Annotated in this window: 21 protein-coding genes; 7 read left to right on the top strand and 14 right to left on the bottom strand. The window is 41.5% G+C overall.

Features of this window, described 5'->3' with window-relative positions; translation table 11 throughout:
• Positions 1-43 precede the first annotated feature (43 nt).
• Complete coding sequence (locus ABTV71_RS10995; protein ID WP_433903203.1) at positions 44-1,285, top strand: YaiO family outer membrane beta-barrel protein; 1,242 nt, start codon at positions 44-46, stop codon at positions 1,283-1,285.
• Here the strand turns inward: ABTV71_RS10995 and ABTV71_RS10990 are convergent.
• The 9 genes from ABTV71_RS10990 to ABTV71_RS10950 form a co-directional block, all read right to left on the bottom strand.
• A complete protein-coding gene (locus tag ABTV71_RS10990) occupies positions 1,282-4,704 on the bottom strand; it encodes a sulfatase-like hydrolase/transferase (RefSeq protein ID WP_433903202.1) in 3,423 nt (1,140 codons plus the stop codon). The two genes, ABTV71_RS10995 and ABTV71_RS10990, sit on opposite strands and share 4 nt — an antisense overlap.
• A complete protein-coding gene (locus tag ABTV71_RS10985) occupies positions 4,698-5,768 on the bottom strand; it encodes a HEAT repeat domain-containing protein (protein WP_433903201.1) in 1,071 nt (356 codons plus the stop codon). Before ABTV71_RS10985 ends, ABTV71_RS10990 begins: the two co-directional genes overlap by 7 nt.
• Positions 5,769-5,774: 6 nt before the next feature.
• Entirely contained in the window at positions 5,775-6,131 is a 357-nt protein-coding gene (locus ABTV71_RS10980) for a response regulator transcription factor (protein WP_121121887.1), read from the bottom strand.
• 4 nt (positions 6,132-6,135) lie between these two features.
• Positions 6,136-10,050 (bottom strand): response regulator, encoded by a 3,915-nt coding sequence (locus ABTV71_RS10975; RefSeq protein WP_433903200.1) that lies wholly within the window; start codon positions 10,048-10,050, stop codon positions 6,136-6,138.
• A gap of 325 nt (positions 10,051-10,375) precedes the next feature.
• A complete protein-coding gene (locus ABTV71_RS10970; protein ID WP_433903199.1) occupies positions 10,376-11,530 on the bottom strand; it encodes a TIGR03364 family FAD-dependent oxidoreductase in 1,155 nt (384 codons plus the stop codon).
• Between the two features lie 18 nt (positions 11,531-11,548).
• On the bottom strand, positions 11,549-12,889 hold the full coding sequence (locus ABTV71_RS10965) for a DUF5690 family protein (RefSeq protein WP_433903198.1): 1,341 nt from the start codon (positions 12,887-12,889) through the stop codon (positions 11,549-11,551).
• Between the two features lie 193 nt (positions 12,890-13,082).
• Positions 13,083-13,661 carry a helix-turn-helix domain-containing protein gene (locus tag ABTV71_RS10960; protein ID WP_108632044.1) on the bottom strand — a complete coding sequence of 193 codons (579 nt, stop codon included), beginning with the start codon at positions 13,659-13,661 and terminating at the stop codon, positions 13,083-13,085.
• A 121-nt stretch (positions 13,662-13,782) separates the two neighbouring features.
• On the bottom strand, positions 13,783-14,607 hold the full coding sequence (locus ABTV71_RS10955; protein WP_121121879.1) for a glycoside hydrolase family 16 protein: 825 nt from the start codon (positions 14,605-14,607) through the stop codon (positions 13,783-13,785).
• Between the two features lie 114 nt (positions 14,608-14,721).
• On the bottom strand, positions 14,722-15,204 hold the full coding sequence (locus ABTV71_RS10950) for a nuclear transport factor 2 family protein (RefSeq protein WP_121121877.1): 483 nt from the start codon (positions 15,202-15,204) through the stop codon (positions 14,722-14,724).
• A gap of 398 nt (positions 15,205-15,602) precedes the next feature.
• Here ABTV71_RS10950 and ABTV71_RS10945 point away from each other — a divergent pair, with 398 nt between their 5' ends.
• From ABTV71_RS10945 to ABTV71_RS10935, 3 genes are read left to right on the top strand one after another with little or no spacing between them, the layout of a single operon-like run.
• On the top strand, positions 15,603-16,535 hold the full coding sequence (locus ABTV71_RS10945) for a ring-cleaving dioxygenase (RefSeq protein WP_121121875.1): 933 nt from the start codon (positions 15,603-15,605) through the stop codon (positions 16,533-16,535).
• A gap of 35 nt (positions 16,536-16,570) precedes the next feature.
• Positions 16,571-16,870 carry a GNAT family N-acetyltransferase gene (locus tag ABTV71_RS10940; RefSeq protein ID WP_121121873.1) on the top strand — a complete coding sequence of 100 codons (300 nt, stop codon included), beginning with the start codon at positions 16,571-16,573 and terminating at the stop codon, positions 16,868-16,870.
• 11 nt (positions 16,871-16,881) lie between these two features.
• Positions 16,882-17,502 (top strand): alpha/beta hydrolase, encoded by a 621-nt coding sequence (locus ABTV71_RS10935; RefSeq protein WP_121121871.1) that lies wholly within the window; start codon positions 16,882-16,884, stop codon positions 17,500-17,502.
• A 178-nt stretch (positions 17,503-17,680) separates the two neighbouring features.
• Here ABTV71_RS10935 and ABTV71_RS10930 read toward each other — a convergent pair whose 3' ends face one another.
• Positions 17,681-18,964, bottom strand: coding sequence for a Gfo/Idh/MocA family protein (locus ABTV71_RS10930; protein ID WP_121121869.1), 1,284 nt, complete (start codon positions 18,962-18,964; stop codon positions 17,681-17,683).
• A gap of 384 nt (positions 18,965-19,348) precedes the next feature.
• On the opposite strand from ABTV71_RS10930, the gene ABTV71_RS10925 reads away from it, so the two are divergent.
• Positions 19,349-19,540: a cold-shock protein gene (locus ABTV71_RS10925; RefSeq protein ID WP_077434921.1), complete on the top strand. Its 192-nt coding sequence runs from the start codon at positions 19,349-19,351 to the stop codon at positions 19,538-19,540.
• A gap of 194 nt (positions 19,541-19,734) precedes the next feature.
• Positions 19,735-20,865: a DEAD/DEAH box helicase gene (locus ABTV71_RS10920; protein ID WP_121121868.1), complete on the top strand. Its 1,131-nt coding sequence runs from the start codon at positions 19,735-19,737 to the stop codon at positions 20,863-20,865.
• 67 nt (positions 20,866-20,932) lie between these two features.
• Here the strand turns inward: ABTV71_RS10920 and ABTV71_RS10915 are convergent, their stop codons facing one another.
• From ABTV71_RS10915 to ABTV71_RS10905, 3 genes are all read right to left on the bottom strand, one after another.
• On the bottom strand, positions 20,933-23,203 hold the full coding sequence (locus ABTV71_RS10915; RefSeq protein ID WP_433903197.1) for a cation:proton antiporter: 2,271 nt from the start codon (positions 23,201-23,203) through the stop codon (positions 20,933-20,935).
• Positions 23,204-23,375: 172 nt separating this feature from the next.
• Positions 23,376-24,101: a LytR/AlgR family response regulator transcription factor gene (locus ABTV71_RS10910; protein WP_433903196.1), complete on the bottom strand. Its 726-nt coding sequence runs from the start codon at positions 24,099-24,101 to the stop codon at positions 23,376-23,378.
• Positions 24,091-24,825, bottom strand: a complete 735-nt coding sequence (locus tag ABTV71_RS10905; protein WP_433903195.1) for a histidine kinase — start codon at positions 24,823-24,825, stop codon at positions 24,091-24,093. The genes ABTV71_RS10910 and ABTV71_RS10905 overlap by 11 nt, the downstream gene beginning before the upstream one ends.
• 315 nt (positions 24,826-25,140) lie before the next feature.
• On the opposite strand from ABTV71_RS10905, the gene ABTV71_RS10900 reads away from it, so the two are divergent.
• A complete protein-coding gene (locus ABTV71_RS10900) occupies positions 25,141-25,359 on the top strand; it encodes a hypothetical protein (protein ID WP_046672939.1) in 219 nt (72 codons plus the stop codon).
• A gap of 99 nt (positions 25,360-25,458) precedes the next feature.
• Here ABTV71_RS10900 and ABTV71_RS10895 read toward each other — a convergent pair whose 3' ends face one another.
• Entirely contained in the window at positions 25,459-26,637 is a 1,179-nt protein-coding gene (locus ABTV71_RS10895; protein ID WP_121121862.1) for a thiolase family protein, read from the bottom strand.
• Positions 26,638-26,648 lie beyond the last annotated feature (11 nt).

Below are 26,648 nucleotides of genomic sequence, written 5' to 3'. Positions count from 1 at the left end.
GTTTATATATTAGCAAGCTAAAATGTCAACTATACAATCTGGAATGAAAAAAGTAATCTATCCGTTACTATCCCTCGCTTTATTACCTTTATTTTCAACTGCCCAAGAGACAAAAATCACTGCTGATGATCTCTTTGCCAAAGCGCGCAAAGTAGCCTTTGATTCAAAAGATTATCCGCAGGCCATTCGATTATCGAAACAGGCCTTGCTACAGGCACCAGATTATACAGACATCAGCATTTTCCTCGGACGCCTTTACACTTGGTCGGACAAGATTGACTCCGCCCGGACACTCTTTAATGAGCTGGATTTAAAAGACACGAAAGATGAAGACTTCTTTTTAGCCTATGCCGCACTGGAGTACTGGAACGACCGGGCTGAGAAAGCCAGCCAGCTGACCGAAAAAGGGCTGGGTTTTCATCCACAATCACAGGATCTGCTTTTGTTAAAAGCGAAGATCAACTATAGCGCCAGTCACTACGAAGTCGCCGAAAATGCTGTCCATCAACTCCTCAAAATCGATCCAAAGAATGCGGAAGCGAGATCTTTGGCCAAAAACATTGAGGAATATACCGCTAAAAACGCCATTGGCCTAACCTATAATTTCGTCTATTTTGACAAGCAGTTTGACAATAACTGGCACATCGTTGGCCTGAGCTATAAACGTGCTACTCCCATCGGATCTGTGATCTTTAGAACAAATTATGCGAATAAATTTGCGGAGAACGGTGTACAGTTTGAAATGGAAGCTTACCCACGACTGTCCGAGTTGTTTTATCTCTATGTTGGAGCAGCTTACTCCAATAATGTGGGCATATTTGCCAAATACCGTACAGGTGTCTCCTTATACGCCAACTTACCGCATAGTTTTGAAGGAGAAATTGGGTACCGGCAACTCTATTTCAGCGACAATATCTGGATGTATACAGCTTCTGTCGGAAAATACTACCAAAATTTCTGGTTCAATCTGAGAACATACCTCACTCCCGGCGAGAAGAATATTTCCCAATCTTATACCGGCACAGTGCGCTACTATACAAAAGGTGCAAACGATTACTTCGGATTTAGTGCCGGGACAGGTTTGAGTCCCGAGGAAAACCGGAATAATCTATTGGACAACGCTCCATACAAATTAAAGACATTCAAAGTAGGTGCTGAGTACAATTTCTCGGTCAAACAAAGTAACCTATTCTCGATTTCGGGCACCTATTATAACCAAGAATTCCGACCAAAAGAAAAAGGAAACCAACTGGATATCATTCTGGGTTATATCCGCAAATTTTAGTCTTTTTTCAAAGACCCAAAATAATTGGCATAAACACTGTCTGGTAACAACCGTTTTTGAGTATAAAATAATTTGTTCTTGCGCTTGAACAATTCAAAGTGCTTTGACAATTCTTCTTTTGCATCATCCGAGGCAATATCCTCATCGAGCCTTCCGTCCAATCTATACAATTGTCCCTCAGATAGGTGATAATTACCGCGCACAAAATCGTTCAACTGATTTTTGCTCTGCATCATCGCAATCCCTTCTCCTTTTGCCAACGCACCTTTATCAAGACCATGACCGATCCATGTCACTTGACGGGGAGTTTTTATGGCAAAATTTTCACGGTAATAGGCCAGCAACGAAGGGGCCACATCAAAATGGCTCACAAAATTGTGAAAGGTCTTGGGTTCTTTTAAAAGCGGCGAATAAATCAATAATGGCACATGATAACGGTCGATTTTGCTTTGCAAAGGAATCTCCGGCATGGCGTGGTCTCCTGTAATAACAAAAATGGTATTTGCAAAATCCGGCCTTTTTTTATATTCCTTAAAAAACTGTTCCATTGCATCATCCAAATTTAAGACCGAAACAAGTTGCGTCCGGTTTTCCAGAGCCCACTTTTTTTGTGTCGGCGACAGCTCCGCGGATGCAATTCGCTGTTCAAATAGCTGCTCATAATGGGCTGTGTTATTAATCAAAAATGGATTGTGTGTAGACAGTGTCAGCAGGACGTGGAAATAGGGATTCTCCTGCACTTTTTGTACTTCTAGCAATTTACTAAACACGGCCTGATCTTCATATCCCCAACTTTCCCCCCCCTTTTCCGGTAACTTTTTATACGGTGGACCAAAAGCATCCTGGTCAATGAGCTTATCGATTTGATTATAGTCCATGAATTTTTTCATGAAATCGAAATTAGAATGACCACCATAGAAAAACCCCGTATTGAAACCATTGTGCTTCAGAATATTGAACAGGTTAAAGTGATCCGGCAGTGTATCCTGTTCGAGGAAACCATGCACGGCGAAAGGCAATGAACCGGTTAGGGTAGGCAATACGGAAAATGTCCGTCCGGAGGAACTTATATTATTATCCCAATACAAAGATTGTTTTTTTAATGTGCCTATAAATGGCGTAAAGTTACCAATATAGCCATTTTCTGAACTATAGGCATGTCCTAAACCTTCAATAACAAGGATAACCAAATTCGGCGCCTTTGCCGTCTTCTTTAAATAAGCTCCCAGAAAATCTTTGGTATCTTCAGCTTTCAAAAAAGGAAATTTACTATCCAACACCTTTGGATCCACATCATCTTGATACAGGGCAGCAAACATTCCGGGATGTTCCTCTACATAATCTGATAAATTGGATTCAAAAAAATACCGCCATTTGCTACGGCTTGCATTGGCCACAAATTCGTCTTTTGCCGAAGCATTTCCCAAAATCGAAGCCGAAGAAATAAAACAGGATACAAAGCCCAAAGACAGGCATGCAATGCCCACATAAACCTTTTTAAAAGTCTGTTTATTGGCCATCCAAAGGGGAACCCAGGCAATCACAATCAATAGTAAAAGCAAAGCGATATTTGTAAAATTCAACATGCCGCTGGCTTCCAAAATCTGCTTCATCTCTTCAGAACTGTAATAAAACATATCTGCTCCGAGCAAATTTCTCGATTCTCCGAAATACAAAAACAGGATAAATTGGATGACAACAATAGCTGAAAGCGACAGCACCGACAGGATCCTTGCCCAGAAGCTGCTTAAAAACTGAAGCAATAAATACCCGATACCCACACAGCCCAATACCTGGAAAGCAAAAAGCAGGTTATCTACAAGAAGGTATTTCCCTGCCCCCGCTTCGGCAAGCTGGGCAAAACGTCGGCCATACCACCACCATTCTACTCCAATGGACAACATATACAGCACAAAGAAAACCAGCATGACAGGGCCTATTCCCCGCAATGCCGAAATTAACCGCTTTCCTATGTATGTCCACACCGACTCATTCACCTCTTTTTGCTGAAAGCCTTGTCTTGTCATTTCACCCCAGCCATGTTGCTTGCGAAAGTAATCAACCACGCCCTGGACACCGGCTTTAACGACAATGGGGTGAAAATATAGCGGTTCAAGAACAGCGGTTGCAATTAAGGTGGAGAGCTCTCGTTTCCTTGTATAAACCTGATGACTAACAAGATCAATCAAGATGGCATAGATCGAATATAAAATTCCAGAAGCAATGACCAACGCAAACAAGGCGAGGAAGAAGGGCCAGTTAATAATTCCTAAAATAAAAAAGATCACGAAAACGATGTAACCCGTAAACTCGACAATAGGGCCCAAAAACTCAAAGAAAAACCAATAAGGCATACTGATCATACCAAAACGGCCATATCGTGGGTTAAACATCAGCTTGCGGTGCTTCCACAACGTCTCCATGGTACCTCTCATCCAACGATTACGCTGTTTACGCAAGACCTCTTTTGACTCCGGCACTTCTGTCCAGCACAAGGGATCCGGAATATTAACGACTTCATAAGCCTGTTTCTGTTCTTCCATATAGCGTCGCATACGAACAACAAGTTCCATATCCTCACCCACCGTATTTCTGTCATAACCACCGCAAGCCAAAACGATCTGACGATCAAAAGCCCCAAATGCCCCAGAAATCAATATCAATCCGGAAGCCCTGGACCAAGCCATCCGACCCAAAATAAAGGCACGGATATATTCCAAAGCTTGTGTTCGTCCCAACCAGGACTTCGGAAGATTCACATCCCTCACAGAGCCATTCACCACATTGCAATTATTGGCCAAACGTATTACGCCACCACAGGCGATAACGCGTTTGTCTGTTTGTTCCAAAAATGGCTTAGCCAATTTCAAGATCGCATCCTGTTCCAGAATACAATCCACGTCAATACAGACGATATAATCACCAGCAGAAATATTAACACCAACATTGAGTGCATCCGCTTTACCACCATTCTCTTTATCGACAACGATAAGTTTTTTAAAGGCTGGATTTTTACTTTTATAGATTCCTCGGATTGCCTTGGTTTCAATATTCCCCTGCACGAAAAATGAAGTAGGTTCGAGCTCATAGGCCGCAATCAATTTCTGCATGGAATCATCCTTGCTCCCGTCATTCACAATGATAATTTCCAAATTATGGTAATATAGGGACAGTAAAGAGCGTACATTCTCGATGATGGTCATGCCCTCGTTGTAGGCTGGTGCAATCAGACTGAAGGTAGGTGCATTGGGATTGGTGGCGATAATACCATAATCGGTAAATGCATTTTTATGTTTATAACGAAATACTCCTCCATAGGCATATAGACCTATCCATGTATAGATAATAAATAGAGCTGCAGAATAAAGCAAAAATAGCCAAACTACAATTTCATAGACGATATGGGAGAATTCTAACATTTTTTCTCTTGCAAAGCGTGTTTAATAATCTGTATAAGTTCGTCGTAAGTATCTGTCCTTTGCGAAATTTCGCGTAGATATTGCTCTTCGCCTAAAACCACGAGCACCTCAGCCGCCGAAATTTTAATCGAGGTCTCGGGATGATCCAGCAATTGTTTCTTCAAAAAGTCCTCACTTTCCTTGCTTCTGGCCACCTTCATGGATTTCAAAATTTCAAGCTTGACTTCAATGGGCTGTTGATCGAAGCATGTTATAAACTGTCCGATCGTCGCGCTGTTTTCAATGGCTTGCATTGTCCGTATTGCCTGTACACGAACAGACGTGGCAACATGATCAAGTAACGCATAGATCGCCGGATAAAATGCCATCAGTCTAAACTTACGGATAAGACGTAAGGTAAATATAACGACCGAATCATTTGTGCTCTTTAGCCAGGTGTAAACCTGAACATCTGAAAGTTCAGGTATATGATGAATTGAGGACAGTAGGCGTAGTTGCTGCCAGTCTGATAGCGGTTTATCAAAATGAGTCAGAAATTCCAGGCCTTCATAACCCAAGAAAGTCACCATGGCATATTGTGCTTCTTGATAAACTAGGGCACGATCATCCTTTAGTTTAGCTTTTATCTCCGGAATTGCTGCTTCAATATTCATCTCAGCCAGTTCCTGTATACCGCCAGCCACGAGATAGGCTTTCCGTTGTCGTAGTCTTCGCCAGGCTTCGTCTTCCAATTTAAAATCAAAAAACAACCCATCGATGGCTTTTTTGGCTGCCCCTGAAAATTTTCGGCCAGAATCCACCAATATCTCCAAAAAAAGTACACGAAATGAAGACTCCTTTAAATATCTGCTGAACTCCCGGTTTTGTTCGTCATTCCCATCGCTTCCCACGATCGTCTCCATAATCTTATACTCAATGATCTGTCTCCAGGTGTGTCGATTGTGTAAGATTCTATAACTATAAAAGCTATAGCCCAACACCGTAATAATCAGCAGCAGAACCAGAATCAAGACGCCGATAATCGCCAGGATAAGCTCGTGCAGGACAATAGAAGAGAAACTCATCGCAGTCTATTTATTTGTTAAGCGTTTTATTCTCAGAATCAGTTCGTTTGGACTAAATGGTTTAACCATAAAATCCGATGCACCTAGGTCAAAGGCATCAACAACCACTTCTTCCTGTCCCATGCTGGATAACACAATGACAGGGACTTTTTTTCCATGGCGTTTGATCGCCGAAAGAATTTCAATGCCCGATGCAAATGGCATCATGATATCCGTTACAACCAGATCAAAATCCAATTCCTCAATCTTTTCAATAGCTTCCTGCCCATTTCTGGTCAAAACAACCTCGTGTCCTTCCTTTACTAGCTTGTGTTCTACGGTGCGCAAAATTAGCTCGTCGTCTTCGGCAATTAAAATCAACATACTCCTATTTATTTAAAATTTTTGCAATCAAACCCAAACCGACCTCCATTTCTTTTTCGATAAGGGCAAAAGCTTTTGACAGATCAGTGTCAAATGAAATATTGGCTTCCAGTTCGTTTGTTAACTGGGCCAGCTTAATGAGTCCGGCAGTTGAAGAAGTTCCCTTTAATTTGTGTAAAAGCTCCTTGATACGCTTCCAATCATTTTCCCTTTTTGCTTCGGTGATCTGTATTCTCGAGGATGTAATTTCCTTGATCACCAAGTCGAGGAAAAAGGATAAAAATGCAGGATCATCGCCTGCCTGCTCATGCAGACGTCGCACATCCAAATGTGCGGCCAGATCAACTGCTTCAATTTCCGGCGTTTCAGAAACTTCCACAGATAACATCGCCTGCTGCAAGGCATTAAACAAATCTTTCTGCCGGATAGGTTTAGCTAAAAAGTCAGACATGCCAGCTTCTAAACAGCGTTCCTTTTCCCCCGAAACATTACCAGCAGTGATACCGATAATAGGCGTATCTTGATATTGTTTCATCTGACGGATCTGTTTTGTTGCTTCGATACCGTCAACTTCCGGCATCTGCACGTCCAGCAGGATAAGATCGAAATGTACTTCCTCACATGCCTGAATTGCGTCCGCGCCATTTGACACTTCTGTTAAATTAGCATCGGGCATAATACTGGCCATCATTCTTACATTCAAAGCCATGTTTACCGCATTGTCATCAGCCAGTAGCACCCGAATTCCCCTACCATAGGATTCCGTAGGCAGGGATAGATTTGCTTTCGCCTGTCCCAGCTCTTCTTTATTCTGTTGGATCGCCCTACGCAAGGTTTGATACAACTCATCCGATTTAATGGGTTTCAGCAGGCAAAACGAACGTTCCTCCTGTCTAAATGCCGAAATTACCTCATGTTCTTCAGAAGATGTATGCAATACAATCAACGGGATCGCCTCTCCCTGTTTTCGAAAGAGCTCCTTAATCTTTTCAATGGTTTCAAGCCCCGATAAAATCGGCATATGATAGTCCATTAAAATCACATCAAAGCGTTCCCCTTTCATTAGCAACTGCAATGCTTCCATACCATTTTCGGCCAGAACAGATTCAACCTGTTTGTATGTCAGCATGTGTTGCAGAATAATACGATTGTTGGCATTATCGTCCACCACGAGCGCCCTATTTAATGGTAAATCGGCATCTTGATTTTCCATTTCTTCACAGGGAACTTCAATGTCAAAGTAGAACGTTGATCCTTTGCCCAATTGGCTGGTCAAGTTCAGCTTACTCCCCATATACTTTAATAAATTATTGGAGATAGTCAATCCAAGCCCAGTTCCACCATATCGTTTGCTGACGGAACTGTCCTCCTGCGTGAAAGCGTCAAAAATACGCTGCTGTTTCTCTTCAGGAATTCCAATCCCCGTATCACGTACTTCAAAACGCAGGCTTAGCTTGTCGCTGTCATGATGGAGTCTGCTTATTTTAAACTCGATTTCTCCCTGCTCCGTAAACTTAACCGCGTTGCCCAATAAATTAATAAGGACTTGTTTAATGCGCGCCTCATCAACCCATACAAAAGCCGGCAATCCTTGCTCAATATTCAAAAGCAATTCGACTTCTTTTCTTTGAGCCTGGTATAATACGACATTGATCACTTGGTTTGCGATATCGTATACATTATGCTTATCAACAAACAGTTCCAGTTTTCCGGACTCGATCTTCGAAAAGTCCAGAATATCGTTGATAATATTCAATAAGCTATTGCCAGATTCATTAATATAGCCCAAGTACTGCATTTGCGTATCATTCAGCGGAGTTTTCAATAACAAATCCGAGAATCCGATCACACCATTTAATGGCGTTCGGATTTCGTGACTCATATTGGCCAAAAATTCAGACTTGGCTTTACTCGCCAGATCTGCCATTTTTTTTGCAAGTTTTAACTCCTCATTTATTTGGACAGATTCCGTGATATTTTGCGTGAAAATAATAATTCCCCCAATGCTGCCATCTGTCAGATGCCAAGGCCGTACTTCCCAGTTAAAGTGTTGTGGTTCGGCGATTCCGCCGACCTGAATAACTTCGTCTATATTCTTATAGGAGATGCCCTGCAGTGCATCTTGATAGATTTTCTTCCGCTGGGCCGGAATATCCGGAAAAAGTTCAAACAGATTTTTAGTGAGCAATTGATTTTCATCCTTATGAAAATCTTCAATCCATTGATTGCTCAGCGAAACATAATTAAAATCGCGGTCGAACATGGCAACGGACGCAGGTACGTAATTTACAAACGCACGCAACATGGATTCTTTACGTTCCAATTCAAGATACAGCGATTTACTCTTATCAATATCCTGAATGATACCAAATACACGCTTACAGACATCATTCTCAAATTCAGGGATTCCTTTTACCCTGACCCAGATTGTTTCTCCATTCTGTTTTAACAGGCGAAGTTCCGTATCATAGGGTTTTCTATTACGGACCGATTCTTCGAATATATGCCTCAGTGCTACTTGGCTATCCGGCTCATAAAAGCCAATAGCGTGTTCAAAATCAGGTGTAAAATGCGGATCAACACCGTGAATTAATTTCGTTGAGTCTGACCAGTAGACTTTATTTTCTGCAAGGTTTACTTCCCATCCACCGACTTGAGCGACAGCATTGGTCTGTTCCAGGATCTGTTTGGTATGCCGCAGATCATTTTCAAGGCGCAGACGATCGGTCATATTCAATGCCGTACTGACCACATAGGGTTTACCCTCTTCATCCACTTCGACTATATTATGATAAAGCCAGGAAATACTTTCACCGTCCTTTGTCTGTAGAACCATCATCGCGGAATCTTCTTTATTCTGCGCGATTCGCTTCAGGTATTCTTCAACCAGTCCCACATGGTGTGGCGGAACCAATTTTTTCAGGTTGAGCGATTTAACCTCATGCTGTTCATATTTCAACACCGCCCTACCTTTTTCATTGACCGCCAGAATATTACCCTCCATATCATGCATGCTCATCAAACCAATGGCATTTTCAAAAAAACTTCGGAAGCGACGTTCCGAATTTTCCAGCTTCATTTTTTCCTGAAGCTCTTGTGTCACATTACGCCCAAAGGCTAAAATTTCATGATTGATCGCATCATACTTAAAATGCCATTCGATAATGACCTCAGAGCCATCCCCCAGAGGTGTTAATGAGGTGGATTGAATCCCATAATCTGCCGTCACTATCCGCTTCAAATCGGAAGCCAGCGTTTTCGTATCATCTTGCAATAACGTCAGTAAGGACTGTCCGATACTTTCTGATCTTGAAATCCCCAATACGTTGGTAAAAGCGGGATTAACATCTTTAATTTGACAGTCTTGGTCTAACACACAAATGACGTTATTTGTCAGCTGAAAGATTTCGGAGAAATATCCGGCCTGTCGCTTTCTTTTCTTTCCAAGAAGAATTTTGGTCACACCTACTCCCAGCTCTTCCAATAAATGTTTCTGCCTGTCAGAAAGCGACTTGGGCTGAAAATCTATCACACAAATAGTTCCCAATACATCCCCGTCCTCATCCATTAGCGGCACCCCGGCATAAAAACGAATATTGCCTTCCCGTATCAGCGGATTGGAGGATGAGCGCGGATCTTCAAAGGTATCCTCTATGACAAGTAGCTCTGTGCTCATGATCGTATACTGACAGACGGTATTCTTTCTTTCGACAGTATCCAGTTCCATGCCGACACAACTCTGTATACGTTGTGTTTGCTCTTCCATCATGGCAATTAGTGCAGCAGGGGAATCCGTAATCAAGCAGGCAGCCTGTGCAAACACATCCAATTCTGGGTCTTTCCCTAGCCCCATTAACTCATAGGACTTTAATTTCTCTATCCTTCGCCATTCATTTTCAGGGAAATTCTGATTTGTCATAAGCTGCTGTCCGTTACTTTTGGTTTATTATGCCTGTGAAGTTAATAAAAACATTATTGAACACATAACCAATAAGGAAATATCATTGAATCATACTTATTTGATAAACAACGATAACGCTAAATTGTTGCTATCGGACATAGAAGATTGGCCAAAAATAAATGTCCATCTGCTTTTCAAATTCCTAATAATTAATTTTATTTAAACCCACATCACCGAACCGCGCCTCTTTTTTTCTCATACAACAACTGCAGATTGCAGGATAAAGCCTATAAAAAAACGCCCTCCCGAAAAAAGGGAAGGCGTTTTTTATAAAAGAAATATTCTAAAAAAGCTTTTCAATACTTTTTTCGGCGTATCCGGCACTCGCCGTCATCCCTTTGCCGCCGATACCTGTACGTACATGGATGCGCGGACTGACATCAACTTCGAGCATATGATCTTTATGCTGTGCATAGAATCCTGACCAAGAAGAAGTAATCCAATCGTTCCGCATCGGAATAATACGATTTGCCTCGGCAATCATGAGGTCATTGATGTAAGTGTCAACCGCAAAGCCTAAGTCGTCCAATCGATTCCCCGCCGCATATTCATGTGAATCTCCAACGATAATACTACCATCGGTGGCCTGTTTAAATAAAATATGTATTCCATATTTCCGCAGTTCATGATAATGCTCAGGTACGGGGATAGTCCCAAATGATGGACAATATTCTTCAAAGCTTTCATAACGACGAATCGTTAAACCGGTCAGGATATTTCCGGGCAGCTGGATCTGAGGTAACGGTTTGGTACGCATCATTTGCAGTTTACTAATCTCGAGACCACTGTCATCAAACAATGAACGGTACAAGATCTTAAATTCGTACCCGTTGCAGATAATGATTTTCGCTCCCTCAAAAACTTCGAGGTTACTTGTTGTTAAGCTTGCCTGCTCATTACCATCTTCACAGGCAATAACAGTTGTGTCATATTTTAATGTATATTTTTCAAATTTTGCCTGCATAAAAATATGCAACTGGCGAATCATTGTTTCAGGTTCGACGCTCAGTTCCTGATCAAAAACAATAGCTTCTTGAACGTAATCGGCATGCATGGCGGGATACTTTGCCAAGATTTGCGCTTTGGACCAAAGCGCATGATCGTATCCTTTCGTTTGATAATGTGCAGACAACTCGTGAATGACCTGTATTTCATCAGTATCAGACGCAATATAAATACTGCCATTATTCCGAATGGAGATATCCATTTCCTGTTGGATGGATTGGTATATTTCCAGCCCCCGTACACCATAATCAAACCATTCACCTGCCATCCCAGATGGCACCACCTGACCGAAGTTGCGCACGGTAGACCCGACAGGAAAATTATCCTTTTCCAGCTGGAGCACACTTAACCCTTTTTTCAATGCATGATAGGCGTGAAAAGTCCCCAGAATACCACCTCCAACAATAATTAAATCGTATGTATTTGTTTTCATTCTTTAAAATAATTTGCATTAACTTATTTGCACTTCACCACTGTTCGCTTGCCAGGGCCGCAGCAATTCTTCGCCTTTCTTCGTTTTCATCTGTTCCTTCTTCCGAACAAAGTAAGCTAACGAAAAGATCGCCAGGATAGCACCTATAATGGAAGCTAGATAAACCAACTGGATGAAATAAGCGCCCCAAGTGACTGAATTTGGTAAAAATTCTTTATTCATTAAAATCAAAAAACTCCCTAAATAACCAACCGAATCAGCCATATACATGACAAAACCAATATTACTTTTCATGCGATAGGTCGCAATCATACGTTCAAAAAATATGGCATTATAGGGTATATAAGCCATATAAAGTCCCAATCCAACCAATAACATCCAACTGAGACCGCTGATCCAATGCATCGAGAATAAATAGGTCGAAATCCCGGCGGTCAAAAAGCCCAAAATAATCATGTAATGAATCAGCTTAAATGCTTTCAGATTGTCTTTTACCATAATTAAACAGCCGCCTAAAATCAAGACAATAAGCGCAATGGTTCCATCGACTTTAGCGAATATCCCTGCTCCTTTCAGATGCAGCATTTGCCAGATTTCTATCTCAAAATTATCACGAACGTCACGTAAAATCGTCAACATTGTATAAATAATAATGGTTAACATAATGCCCGGCATAAATACCTTGAAGAAATGTTTACGCATACCGGCATCCATAGCGACACGTTCGGTCCGCAGCTGCTTATCTTGTGCTGTTGGCCCCGGGGCATTTTCAAGAATCCAGATACAAAGGACAAAAGGCATAAAAAAGAGCATCCCGGTGAAAAAAGGCATCCAGAATTCATTGACGTGGAAAGTGGACATAAGCCAGCGTCCTACTGTTTTAATAAAACCGGAAGCAAAAATCAAACTGACAGACATTACCGCACCCATAATTTCCGTATGTCGACGACCTTCCAGGTAGCTGAATACCAAACCCCAGACCATCCCCAACGGGAAACCATTGATAAAAAGAAAGAGTACATTCCATGGTTTAGGGAAAAGCGCAAAAGCCAATAAGCCAGTCCACGAAATACAAATTAAAGCAAGTAAGTAGCGTCCTCTATTCCGCTGCTTGCTCTCAGAAATAAATTTAATCCCATAGAATTTCGAAAACAGATAGCCCAACATTTGAACAATAACCATACACACTTTGTAATCTATACCCAAAATAGATTCATTGGCAAAAGCCGAAGCTGTAAATGATTTCCGGAATGAATACATACTTGTGTAACATAAAAATGCCGTAATAGCCAGTAAAATGGCTACCGACCGTTCGTCTAACCCCGCAATCCGCTCTTTTATTCGCTGGTTCAAATCCATGATTTAGAATTGTTGACGGACCTCATTGTCCGCAATCAAAAGTAAATTCTGGAAATTAACACAACACTAAACTTTTGTTAAGTATTTATAAACAAATACAAGTAACCGAATTGACATTGTACAGCCATCAATAAAAAAGCATCAATGAAAATTTTCATTGATGCTTTTTTATTGATGGACTACCCCGACAGAACTACCGTTTATTTTCAAAGAAATACACAATGAGCATGACTGCTTTTTCCTTCCCGACATTGCGCGGAGTATGTGAAAGCCGTCCATTAAAGAATATGGAATCCCCCTCCTCCAACCGAATGCTTTGATCCTGAAAGATATATTCAACTTGCCCGCTGATGATATATTTATATTCGTAGGCTTCCGTCTCCACCATTGGGCGCTGTGCATCAGGTTGCAGTTCCAAAAGCACAATATCCATGGTGGAACTCTCTATTGCGGAGGTGAAGATGCGTTTGTAATGAAATCCAAGGGCATGCTCTTTTTCAAAGGATGTATAGCTATCTTTTTTTCGAACAACGACCGGCCCTGCATCCAATTCGGAGTTGAAATCTTTAAAGAATTCATTCAGGTCAACATCCAATGCATTAATAATATTAATTAACACCAACAGGGAAGGTATGGTCCGGTTATTTTCAATCTGCGAAATCAATCCTTTGCTTACTCCGGCTTTATCAGCAACTTCCTGTATGGTAATCCCCTTTTCTTTGCGGATTTCTTTTATTTTATGACTAATCTTAAATATTGTATTATCTTCCATAATTGGGATCAAAAATAAACATTATTTTTCTGCTTGGCATGTTAAGTTTTTGTCACTTAATTTCGACTAAAAACCACCTTAACGGTAGATGGTACCTCTTATAGATCTTGCTTCCTGTTTATTATTGGTAAACCTTGACCCAATCTATGCGCATTTCGACCGGTAGCTGTTTCAAATCCACTTCCCCTACCCAAGTTCCGCCAAGCTGCTGGTCAATTAACAGGTAAAAAGGTTGATCATAGGGCCATTGGGACGCATCGACACCAGTTATCCGTGGATAGGTAAATGTATCCACGCCATTCAGCTGAAACACAATCCGATCCGGATACCAGCTGATACCATAAACATTGTAGTCCCCCGCATTGACTTTTGCCGTTCCGGAATGTTTGGGATTATCCTTCTGTCCTAAATTCAAGGTGTAATGCGAATGAGTCGTTTGATAGATAATATTATCAAAATTAAGGTGCTCCATAATATCAATTTCACCGTTTCGCGGATACTGCCCGTATTTGTCCAACTCAGCCAGCATCCACATTGCCGGCCAGGCGCCTTGGGAACTGCCAAGTTTGGCTCTTATTTCAATGCGTCCATATTGAAAAGCAAATTTTCCTTTACTCCATATCCCGCCAGTGAGAAACGGTCGTGCATCTTTCTGCTGGTCGGTATTCTTGATCCCTTTTAGAATCAATTCTCCCTTTTCCCATCCAAAACAGGCATCATCTTGAGTCATATGCCGGTTCCAGTCTGCTCCCCCTGCCGGAATCCGGCTCCATTTGCTTGTATCCAAATTTGATGAGTTAAAATTCTCCTCCCACACAAGCTTCCATTTTTTTGTCTCCCGCCCGGGATTTTGTAAATACACCTGCGGATTTTCTTTTGGATTGTGATGAACGCTACAAGCGGAGATAAGGATATAAAAAAGGCCTGCACCTAAAATTCGCTTCATTTAGATTAATTATTTTCTGCTTTAATTACAATGCCATCGATCTGTCAATAACATAATAAATATAAGGCCTTTTTATAAAGGAATAGCATGATTGAACAAAAAACAACCGATATACTAAAACATGGGGTGACTATTGGCAGACTCTTTGGGTACATCCTGCTGTGTATCCCAGTGTTCAACAATCTTTCCGTTTTCTAAACGAAAGATATCTATCGTTGATTTCAGACTGCCATCAGCATTTTTATTTTTAAGGTGGATAAAAACCAGATCCCCATCGGAGGCAATATGCTGTACATCAATCTTGGTTTTTGGCTGCCCTTCAAACCATTTTGAAGCAGCTGCCTTAAATGCAGCGGCACCATCCGCTACTGCCGGATTGTGCTGGATATATTCCGGGGCAATAAAACGGTCAACGGCAGAAAGATCTTTATCTCCGAACATTTGCTGATAAAAGTCCAATACGATTCGTTTATTCTCCTTGTTGATATCCAACTGCGTCTGTCCTTTCTCCTCCTTAGCCTGTTGGCTCTGCTGACATCCCGTAAATAATAGCGCTACAATCGCTATTGACAACATAAAATTTCTGCTTGTTTTCATTATCTGAACCTAATTATAATATATAAAAGAACCTATTATATTCACTGCCCCCTATTTATTGTATCCAATAAACAACATTTGGCCCATAATTTTGTTTTCAAAGCAACCATCCTTCACCCCAATATGCCTCGAAAAATTATGGCATGATAATTGAAAATTACTTTACAGTATAGTTTCAAAAATATACATTTCATAAATTTAGGTTAATAATTGGTTAGGTTAAAAACACCTGAGGTCACCCACTTCAGGTGTTTTTTTGTTTACGGGCCCGGTCCTATTAAAATTTACCAACAAATTAAAACAAAAAGTCAATTCTTGTTTTTATTAATCTAGTTCAATGATTTTGTTTTTCAGCTGCCGTAATTTTACAACAGTTAAGAAAATAAAAAAAAACAATTATGGATAATAAAATATTAGGACTGCATCATATTACCGCGATAGCTGATAATGCAAAACGAAATCTTGATTTTTACACAAAAGTCCTAGGACTTCGGCTTGTAAAAAAGACTGTCAATTTTGACGATCCTGGCACCTATCATTTTTATTTTGGCAATGAGCAGGGCAACCCGGGTACTATTCTTACATTTTTCCCTTGGGAAGGTATCGGTAAAGGTAAACAGGGCGCGGGAATGGCTACCCATATTGGCTATGCCGTCCCGGAGGGTAGCCTTATTTTCTGGAAAAACAGACTAAAAGAACACAATGTGCCTTTTTTGGAAGATGAAATTTTTGGTGAAAAATTGATCTCATTTACCGATCCGGATGGTTTACAACTACAGTTTATTGAACCATTAGCTAAAGATAATAGAAGCGTATGGACGACAGCGGATATCAATCATGAAAATGCATTGAAGGGATTTCACAATATTACCCTGTCTTTAAGAGAGGCTGATCCAACACTCAAGGTTCTGACGGATATATTAGGATATTCCGTGCAGGGGCAGGAGAATGAACGCTACCGCTTGACCACCGACAGCATATCAACTGCGAACATCGTAGATATTGTTGCGGACCGGAATTTACCTTTTGGTCGTAATGCTGCCGGTACGAATCACCATGTCGCATTTCGGGTAAAAGATGATAACATCTTAATGGAATATCGCGAAAAAGTGCTTGCCGCAGGTCTGGATATTACACCTAAAATCAATCGGGACTACTTTTTCTCGCTTTATTTCCGTGAACCGGGAGGTGTTTTGTTTGAAATCGCAACAGACAACCCGGGATTTACCGTTGATGAGCCATTGGAAAGTCTTGGTACAGCACTTAAATTGCCAAAACAATACGAAAGTCATCGGTCGCAGATCGAAGCCTCTTTACCAAAAATAGATTAAGATCAACATAAACACTATTAATATACTGCAAAACAATGGAAAGAACAGAAATTGTACTGGATAAAAATCAGCGTGGTGAACTTCAATTATTCTCAGACGAGAAAAAAGCTGGCTTAATGAGCATCGCCATTATTGACGGACGATTGGTCGTCTACCATACCGAAGTCAATGAAGCCTTTGAAGGTCGAGGATTTGCAAAAATACTATTGGAAAAATTAGTGTCCTATGCACGGGAAAACGCGATGAAAATTGTGCCTTTATGTCCTTATGTAAATGCACAATTTCACCGTCACCCTGACACCTATGATGATGTATGGTTTAAGAAAACAGTATAGGAAGGGATATAATGAGTCATTCTAACAATATCAAAACAGCGGGGCATAGCCTGGAAAATGCGAAAAAAGCATTGATCATGATCCATGGCCGTGGCGGAAACGCAACAGATATCTTGAGTATGTCGGCTTATCTCAATGTAGGGGATTATGCCTTACTCGCACCGCAAGCTGACAATTACACCTGGTATCCAAATTCATTTATGGCCCCCGAACAAAGTAATGAGCCCTGGTTGAGTTCCGCTCTTGAAGTCATTGAAAATACCCTGCAGCTTGCTTTGGACAAAGGCTTACAAGCAGAAAACATCTATTTCTTTGGTTTCTCCCAGGGAGCTTGTCTGACGCTTGAATTCCTAGCGCGGAATGCCAGACGATATGGTGGCGCAGTCGCAATTATCGGCGGATTGATCGGTGAGCAAATTGATCCGGGTAAGTATATGGGAAACTTTGAGCAAACACCGATATTTATTGGCACCAGTGATCCAGATTTTCATGTGCCCCTGGAACGTGTCAACGCCAGCGTAAACATCCTTGAAGGCCAGCATGCGGACGTCAAACTTGCCGTATATCCCAATTTTGGTCATTCCATTAATCAGGAAGAGATTACCATCGCCAACAAGTTTGTCTTTCACTAAATGCATCCTGGCTTAAGTATCCTTATCGAAACAGAAATCAGCAGGCCGCTCAATATACGCGACATATCCTGGGTTTAAGCCGAAATAATTTTCAAAGCTTAAACCCAGGATATACTTTGGTACTCCCTGTCACTTAACGATTGATCCCTTTGCTCCGCAATTCTCTCTTTCTATATCCTTAGACTTTAGGGTATTTATAGCCGTTATGATAGACTGCAGCAAGGTATTTGTTTGCTTTTTCGTCATTAAAACGTTGCTTTTCGTTATTCCAATAGAGCTTTTGCCCTGTTCTATAGGCAATATTTCCCAATTGCGAAAAAATAGCAATATGGGCGCCGGCTTCAAGCGGGGCATTTAACAAGGCCGGATTTTTCTTACGAATGGCGTCCACGAAGTTGGCCATATGTTTTTCCAAACCGTTGTCTACGGAAGGCTGCAGGGCGACCGCCTCCATCCTTCCCTTTTCGGGAATGACTTCCCAGCCCCCGCGATTGAGTACCAAAGTTCCGTTATTGCCAATAAAAGCCACACCATGGTTGCGGTTATAAGGCCCTAAATCAATTCCTTTTGCATGCTCCCACTGAATATTAAAGTTGTCAAATTCATATACCGCGGTCATGGTATCCGGTGTTTCTCCGGCATCATCTGGAAAAGCAAATTTTCCACCGGAAGCCATGACGGATTTCGGGTCAGAAACTTTCATTCCGAGCAGGGCATAGTCCAGCATGTGTACCCCCCAGTCCGTCATCAGACCGCCAGCGTAATCCCAAAACCACCGGAAGTTAAAATGAAAACGATTGATATTAAAAGGTCTTTTCGCGGCGGGACCCAACCAATCCATATAATGTACACCTGCGGGTATTGCCTCGTCCGGCTGAATCGGAATACTATTTTTCCAGCCTAGATAAGACCAAGCTTTGACCAAACGTATTTTACCCAGCTTACCCGAATGTACAAAATCAATGGCATCCTTAAAATGCTGCTGACTCCGTTGCCACTGACCTACCTGAACAATTGCATTATTTTTTGTTGCGGCTTGCAGCATGAGCTGACATTCCCGAATAGAATTCCCAATGGGTTTTTCGACGTAGGTATGCTTCCCGGCATTCACCGCATCGATCATCTGTAGGCAATGCCAATGGTCAGGCGTACCTATAATCACCGCATCCACATCCGGACTAAGTAGCATTTTTTTATAATCAACATAGGTTGCAACCTTCATATTTCTATCCTGTAGCTCTTTCGCCCTTTTGCCTAAGATATTTTCATCTACATCACAAAGCGCTGTGCATATCACACCATCCTGCTTTAACAAAGCATTAAGGTCAGACCAGCCCATACCATTTACCCCGATCACGCCCACCCGGATCGGCTGATCAAATAAGCTGGATGCCTGGCTTTTGAGCATGAATGTAGAGGCGGCTAAAATACTGGAAGTTCGGATAAAGTCTTTTCTATTCATCACATGTTGGTTTATTATACACGAAGGTTTAAGTTTCCGATGAAATTACAAAATTCAATTTAAGCCTTACCCTAATCATTGTAAAATATATATCGACATTCAAACCTCTACACATTAAAGTCTATTCGAGACAGCGAAAAATCGGACAAAATTATGGTATCTAAAAGCTTTACTCTACTATTTTCAGGAATACGGCTGTTACAGAAAAAGCCAAATACCCTAGGCATACTGACTTTCAATACCATATAAAAACAGGCCCTAACCCATTTGAAGATTGATTAGAGCTAAATAAACAGGAAGAAAGAAAAAAAACTTTGTTATTTTAACGAAAAATAAAAGATTAATCATTTATTATCCCTACCTTGCAGGACTTAATTAAAAATAATGAATACAGGTAAAATTAAATTTTTCAATGAAACTAAAGGTTTTGGTTTTATTACACCAGAGGATGGTAGTGCAGATGTTTTCGTACACGTTTCTGCTCTTAAGAACCAAGTATCTGAAGGCGACGTTGTAACTTATGATGTAGAAAGAACTCCAAAAGGAATCAACGCTACAAATGTAAAATTGGCGTAATCCAAAAAATACACTTTCTTGTTAATGGGGTAATTCTTAATGATTTATCCCATTTCTTTTTCGTATTCTTCCCTTGTTATTTTCAATGTACTTATTCATTTCGGGTATAATTAAGATACCTCTAATCAATTATTTGATACTATAGAAATAGCTAAAGGGTCTTCATTTACGCTTATTTTTCTGAATCATATTTAATGGAATTCAAACAACTCAATTTAATACCTCCTCTCCTCAAGGCAATCGCGGAAACAGGATATACAACCCCCACTGCAATACAACAAAAAGCGATCCCCGTTATATTAAGCGGCCAGGACCTTATTGGATGTGCACAAACAGGCACTGGTAAGACAGCGGCATTTGCCCTGCCCTTGTTGCAGCGTCTATCCGAGAAAAATGCACACGTGCAAGGTAAAGTAATGCCGATCCGTGCCCTGATCCTCACACCAACCCGTGAATTAGCCATACAGATCGGTGAGAATATCAATTTATATCGCAAACATCTAAAATTAAATTACTGCACCATTTTCGGCGGAGTCAATCAGGACAGACAGGTTAAAGAAATAAAAAAAGGAGTGGATGTTTTAGTAGCCACACCGGGCCGTCTTTTAGACCTGATGAATCAGAAACTGGTTTTCCTCGATAAAATAGAAGTATTGATCCTCGATGAGGCTGACAATATGCTCGACATGGGATTTATCCATGACATTAAAAAAATCCTGGCGAAGGTTCCCGAGAAAAGACAGACACTGTTTTTCTCCGCAACAATGCCGCCCAATATTCGCAAATTTGCACATGGCATCTTGCACAAGCCTGTCGAAGTGGACGTAACTCCGGTAAGTTCTACTGCTGAAAAGGTAAATCAGTCCGTATACTTTATTGAGAAAAAGGAGAAAATAAAATTGTTGACGAGTTTGCTTAAACAATTTAAGCAAGAACGTACGATTGTATTTTCACGTACAAAACATGGAGCTGATAAGATTGTCAAACTGTTGGCTAAAAATGGACTGCGTGCTGCTGCAATTCACGGCAATAAATCACAAAATGCCAGACAAAAGGCATTGGGGGAATTTAAAGAAGACCGGCTGAAAATTCTGATCGCTACTGATATTGCTGCACGCGGAATAGATATTGAACAATTGCCTATGGTCATCAATTATGACCTACCCAATGTACCTGAAACCTATGTGCACCGCATTGGGCGGACCGGTAGAGCGGGCCTGGAAGGAAATGCCATTTCTTTCTGCGATGTGGAAGAAAGACCTTATTTAAGCGATATTGAAAAATTGATCGGCTTAAAGATCAAAGTGAATAAGGCAGGAAAATAACTTTCCGCTTCATTCTTTTACAAAGCGTGCCGGAACGATCCTGTTTCGGCACGCTTTGTGTAAGTCCCTATTTTTTTCGGTCAGCCAGCAGTAAGGTGGATGGTGTATGCTGTAGCCAGTCCATCTTCTTGTTAACAATTTTATGCCAACACGGTAGGCTGATAAGCATCAGATCCTGTTGTGTCCACAGCTCGGCGTCAAGCTCCTTTTCTTCCAATATCGTCAAATGATTGGGAACAAGCTGCTCCAGCTGTCTTAGCTTTTCCCGAAAACTCTCCTGCTTCCGCAAGATCTGGTCAAAATCCCACACCATTACCTGCGCATCCGAATGATGAATTAAGCGTTGGATGATCGCCGTTAGGAATTCATCATTTTTCAACAGGATAGGAACAATAACACGACGGGGCCGGACAAAGTTTTTGTCAATCAAAATGCCAACCATCGCATTGACTTTTGCATTGATCTGCTGATTTCGGTCAAATGTCGCAAAGGGAGATTCCGCATTTGTCACGGTATGAAATAATTTCTCCGGATTGATAATACGTGATGTAAAATCCAGAAATCGTCCCAACAGACTACCTTCGTATATGGATTCGCTCACCCCCAGCAACAGCAGATCCTGATGTTGTTCATTAGATGTCTCCACAATTTCACTGTCAATGTCACTCGAAATTTTGAAAACCGTCTGAATAGGTTGTTCTAAATTTGCTGCAGCCTCCTTTATTTCCCGGAAGCTATCCTGCTCCTGTGTTTCTACCTCGTAATGATGGAGCTCATTGGACGGTTCGATATGCAATGCAGTAATTTCAGCCGTATTTTTTGACTTTAAAGTAAGTGCATCTGCCAGACGAAGCAGTGAAATTCCGGTATTGCTCTTGGCAAATGACAGAAGGATCTTAAATTTTGACTTATTCTGGATTTCTTGTTGTAATGAACGCTTTCCAGGCCGATACAGGTAATTGATCAGGTCCAGTGAAGGACCGGTCATAAAAGTGGTGAGCAGCGCCATGACGACCATCATGGAGAATAATTCGGCACTTAACACACCAAGGTCATAACCGATATTCAATACGATCAGTTCCATTAGACCCCGGGTATTCATTAACGCACCGATACTTAAGCTATCTTTCCAGCTTTGTCCCACAAAGCGGGCAGCCAACGCACTTCCGGCGAATTTTCCAATTACCGCCACCAAAATAATAACGATGGTGATGACCCATAGCTGCGGATCGTTCAATAAACCGATTTGTGTACGGAGACCCGTGTATACGAAAAATAGCGGCAGTAACAATAGCGTCGACACATCCTCGATTTTTTCAATAAAGGCTGTTCGAAAACGGCTGCTTTCGGGCATGATTGCACCTGCCATAAAAGCACCGAATAAAGCATGTATACCTATGACTTCAGTTGCGTAGGCCGAAAATAATAGCACAATAAAAAAAATGGCGACAACAGGTTTACTCAAAGCTTCACGCGTACCCTTCACCTCTCCCACCCGCATAAGGAAAGGGCGCACAATTTTTATCATCAATAAGACATAAGCCACCGCAAGGGCGATCGTGTATAAGGCACTGGCAAAATCCCCAGCCTTCACAATCGCAATGACCACCGCCAAAATGCACCAGGCTGTAATATCATCCGCGGCGGCACAGGTAATGACCATCGCACCCAGTTTACTTTTTTGAAGTCCCCGTTCCTGTACGATCCTAGCCAGGACAGGAAAGGCCGTGATGCTCATCGATATACCGATAAACAGGCTATAGGACAAAAACTCCACATTCGCAGGTGGCTGGTATAGGTATAAAAAATAAGCCAGGGAAATTCCCAGCGTAAAGGGGATAACAATACTGGCATGGGAGATTACCACCGCATCGTGCGCTTTATTGCGGAGGACATTCAAATCCAGTTCCATACCGATAATGAACATAAATAAGATCAATCCGATCTGGCTCAAAAACTGTAGATTGCTAAGAGATTCAACCGGAAATAAGGTATGCGCGAATTCAGGAAAATAAAGCCCCAATAAGGAAGGGCCTAAAATAATACCAGCCAGCATTTCACCGATGACGACCGGTTGTTTGATCTTGATACATATCCATCCCATCACACGGGCGGCGATAATAATCGTCACAATCTGTGCCAGCAGTATCGCTAATGGATGCCCAAGGCTGTGCAGAAAGGTCGTTTTGAAATCCATCCAGGCCCCCTGGCTTGTTTTTTCTCCGGCAGGCAGTCCCTGACTCTGCAGCTGTGTCCCCAAATGGATAACCCAGTACATCACCACAAGCAATGTGCCTATAAGGGTCACATAAAAAATCGTATTCCTGTATTTCTTCATCTTTTTCGCTTTAAATAAATCGGGTGTTAATAGCAGATAAATGTCCGCACAAAATCAACTATTCATCAATTCGAACAGACAACCACAACAAAAATAAAATTCTATACCTGTTTTAAATCTTACTGTGGGTTAGGAAGCCAAAAATTTGTAATGAACTCCGGGAATTTTGTAATCAAACAAATTTCTCGAGGAATGATTTTTTATAGGATTCGCCCAAGCTAAAAAGAATAGCCGATTCTTGCTCATCCAATAAGTTACTGGTGATGATATCCGCCGAAAAGAATTTCACAATTTTAAGAGCTATAATCTCCTTCTTGCTGATACGGATAAAATCCTGCTCCGGTAAGATGGACAGCAACTTGTCGAAGCTGATATTTTTTAATAATATGGAGGATCCGCCTGAGAGGAATACGGTCTTATCGCGGCTGTCCACCTCCGCAATTTGAATATAGTCTATCTGATTGAAATAAAGTATTGCTTTGCCCTTATTGGTATTAAATTGCGCGAAAGGAGAAATGTCTGTTTGCCGATTATTTATTACCTGTTCTACTTTTAGAATCGCCTGCTGAAGGCGCGATAAAGATATTGGTTTGCGCATATAATCTACGGCATCGATATCAAAAGCATCGCTGGCATACTGTTTATAGGCTGTCGAAAAAACAATGGGATAGTTTTCCAGTTCCTTAGCAATATCAAAGCCGTTTAACTGTGGCATCTCAATGTCCAGGATGCAAAAATCAAAATCTAAACTTTTGTATTCGTTGAGTAACACACAAGGATCATTAAAGGCCCTGACAACCTCCAGCCCGGGAATTTGTTCACAGAGCATTTTCAAAAATCGTAAGCTCGGCAGTTCATCATCCAGCAAAATGCATTTCAGTACTTTTTCAATTCTCATACAACCTGATCTGAAGGTAAGCGTTATAGACATCATTTTCTACAAAACGTTTTAACTCGTGCCTATCCGGATAGTAAAGCATCAAGCGTTCTTCCAGTGTTTTGCTGCCTATGCCACCTTTGCTTTTATACAGAGGGGACCGTTTCGATATTTTATTGCTGACTGTCAATTCCAACAAACCATTGCGAAAAGTAAATACGATCGAAATAAAGGAGTCAGGATGGTGAAAATCAGCATGTTTAAACGCATTCTCAATCAGATCTACGGTCATTAGCGGAACCAGTGCAGGGCGCTCCAGTAGGGACTCGTTCAATTCATCAATATCAAATTTAACACGCATATCGAACAAGGGGCTTAACTTGACCTTATTGACCTCAATTAAATTCCGTGCAAACTCAATCTCTGCTTTTGGAGAGACAAGTTCAGTCTCACTTTCATACAAGACATAATCCAGTACCATCGCCAATTTATCCATGGTATAATAGGTTTGATAGGCGTGGGAAAGAATACCATTGAGTGAGTTTTTCAGTAAATGCGGATTTAAACGATTGCGGTAAACATGATCCATCTGCTCATTATTCATGCGTTTGAAAAGTTCTCTATGTCGCAGCTCCTCCCCCCGCAGCCTGTTGTATTTCCGTATCAATAATATATAAAAAATTAACAGGACAATGACAGCCACGAGAAGCAATACGATCATTATATTGGAAAGTTCAGTCGTCATGATTACTTTCAAACTTAACGAAAATTTCACTAGCAACGAAACGATTCCTTTAGACAGCTACAGGTCAGATTCATTTTATCGGGATGCAATGAATCGCAAAATTTAATACCGAAAAGAATACTTATCTGAGTGTAAAATTTGCAGGTATTGATTACAAAAATTAACAGTTTCATTACAATTTAGTCACTTTAAACTATTAATTTCAGATTATTCTTCTTATATTGAGAGTATTGTAATTAGCCGATCAAATGATTGTCTACGCTATTTTGGTTAAACCTGCCTGATTTATTCTAATCGGGCCTAATATGAAACACGATGGAAAAGCTCATTTTCGAAACTAATGCACAACACCCCAGTCTTGTAGACAAGATCAAACAAGCTGTAGAAAAATTGAATGGTATCCATGAATGGAAGATCGATCTGGATTCCATTTATAATCTGCTCACCATTGAGGGCATCCGGCTCAACCCAACGGAAATAGAGTCCGAACTTGCGCTTCATGGTGTTGAGGCAAGTCGTCTATATGAAGAATAACCCTTGTTGATCTTCTGGCGCTTTGTCATCAACCAAACCATAGGCTTCGTCCAGATCAGTAATTACTGATATAAAATAATTCCTGATCTGGACGAGAAACTACAATCTTTTAATAATCATTCCAGAAGCCCCTCCACCACCGTTGCAAATGGCGGCGAGTCCAATTGCTCCCCCTTCTTGCTGTAATATACGGGTTAATGTCACGACTATTCTTGCTCCGGAGCAACCCAATGGGTGACCGAGCGAAACTGCTCCACCATAGATATTCACCTTATTTAAGGGAATATCCAATATTTTTGCGTTCGCAAGTGCAACCACAGAAAAAGCTTCATTAAATTCAAAGTAATCGATATCTTCCTTTGTCAATCCCGCTTTCTTCAGCACCTTATCCGTTACGAGGCTCGGACTGGTCGTAAACCATTCCGGTGCCTGTTCGGCATCGGCATAGGCGACAATTTCAGCCAGAGGTTGTAGGCCCAATTCCTTTACTTTTGCCGCACTCATTAATAACACTGCAGCGGCACCGTCACTCAAAGTTGATGCATTCGCTGCCGTCACAGTACCATCTTTCTTAAATGCAGGCTTTAATTCGGGAATCTTATCGAAATTGACCTGAGAAAATTCTTCATCTCTAGAGATTGTCTGTTCGCCTTTACGTCCTTGAATGGAAATCGGGCTTACTTCGTTGACAAATTTATTTTTCTGCCAGGCTTCCAGACTCCGTTTGTAAGAACTAATGGCATACTGATCCTGCTCCGCTCTCCCGATCGCATATTTCTCGGCGCATAGTTCAGCAAAAATTCCCATTGCTTCATTCGAATAAGCGTCACTTAAACCATCCCGCTGTAAACCGTCGACAAAACTTTGGCTTCCGAATTTCGCCCCCCAGCGCATGGCACTCGCATAATAAGGTACCCTGCTCATGCTTTCCATACCACCTGCAACCACCACATCTGCATCACCCAATAGTATTGCCTGCGCAGCAAAAGCAATAGCTTTCATACCACTCGCACATACTTTATTGACTGTCGTTGCCGGCACCTGGTCAGGTAAACCTGCAAGACGGGCAACTTGACGAGCGGGAGCCTGTCCCAAATCGGCCTGTAGCACATTGCCGATCAGAATCTCATCGACCTGATCTCCCGCAAGACCGACCTCATCCAAGACCGCCCGGACAGCATGAGCCCCCAGAGCTGTCGCGGAAATAGATGACAAACCACCGCCGAAACTTCCGATTGGCGTACGCTTAGCAGCAACGATAAATACACTCTTTGACATGTTATTCTGTT

The organism is Sphingobacterium puteale (assembly GCF_050986225.1).
Taxonomy (GTDB): domain Bacteria; phylum Bacteroidota; class Bacteroidia; order Sphingobacteriales; family Sphingobacteriaceae; genus Sphingobacterium; species Sphingobacterium puteale.
Note: the sequence above shows the minus strand (reverse complement) of the source record. Positions and strands in the feature narration are given on the sequence as shown.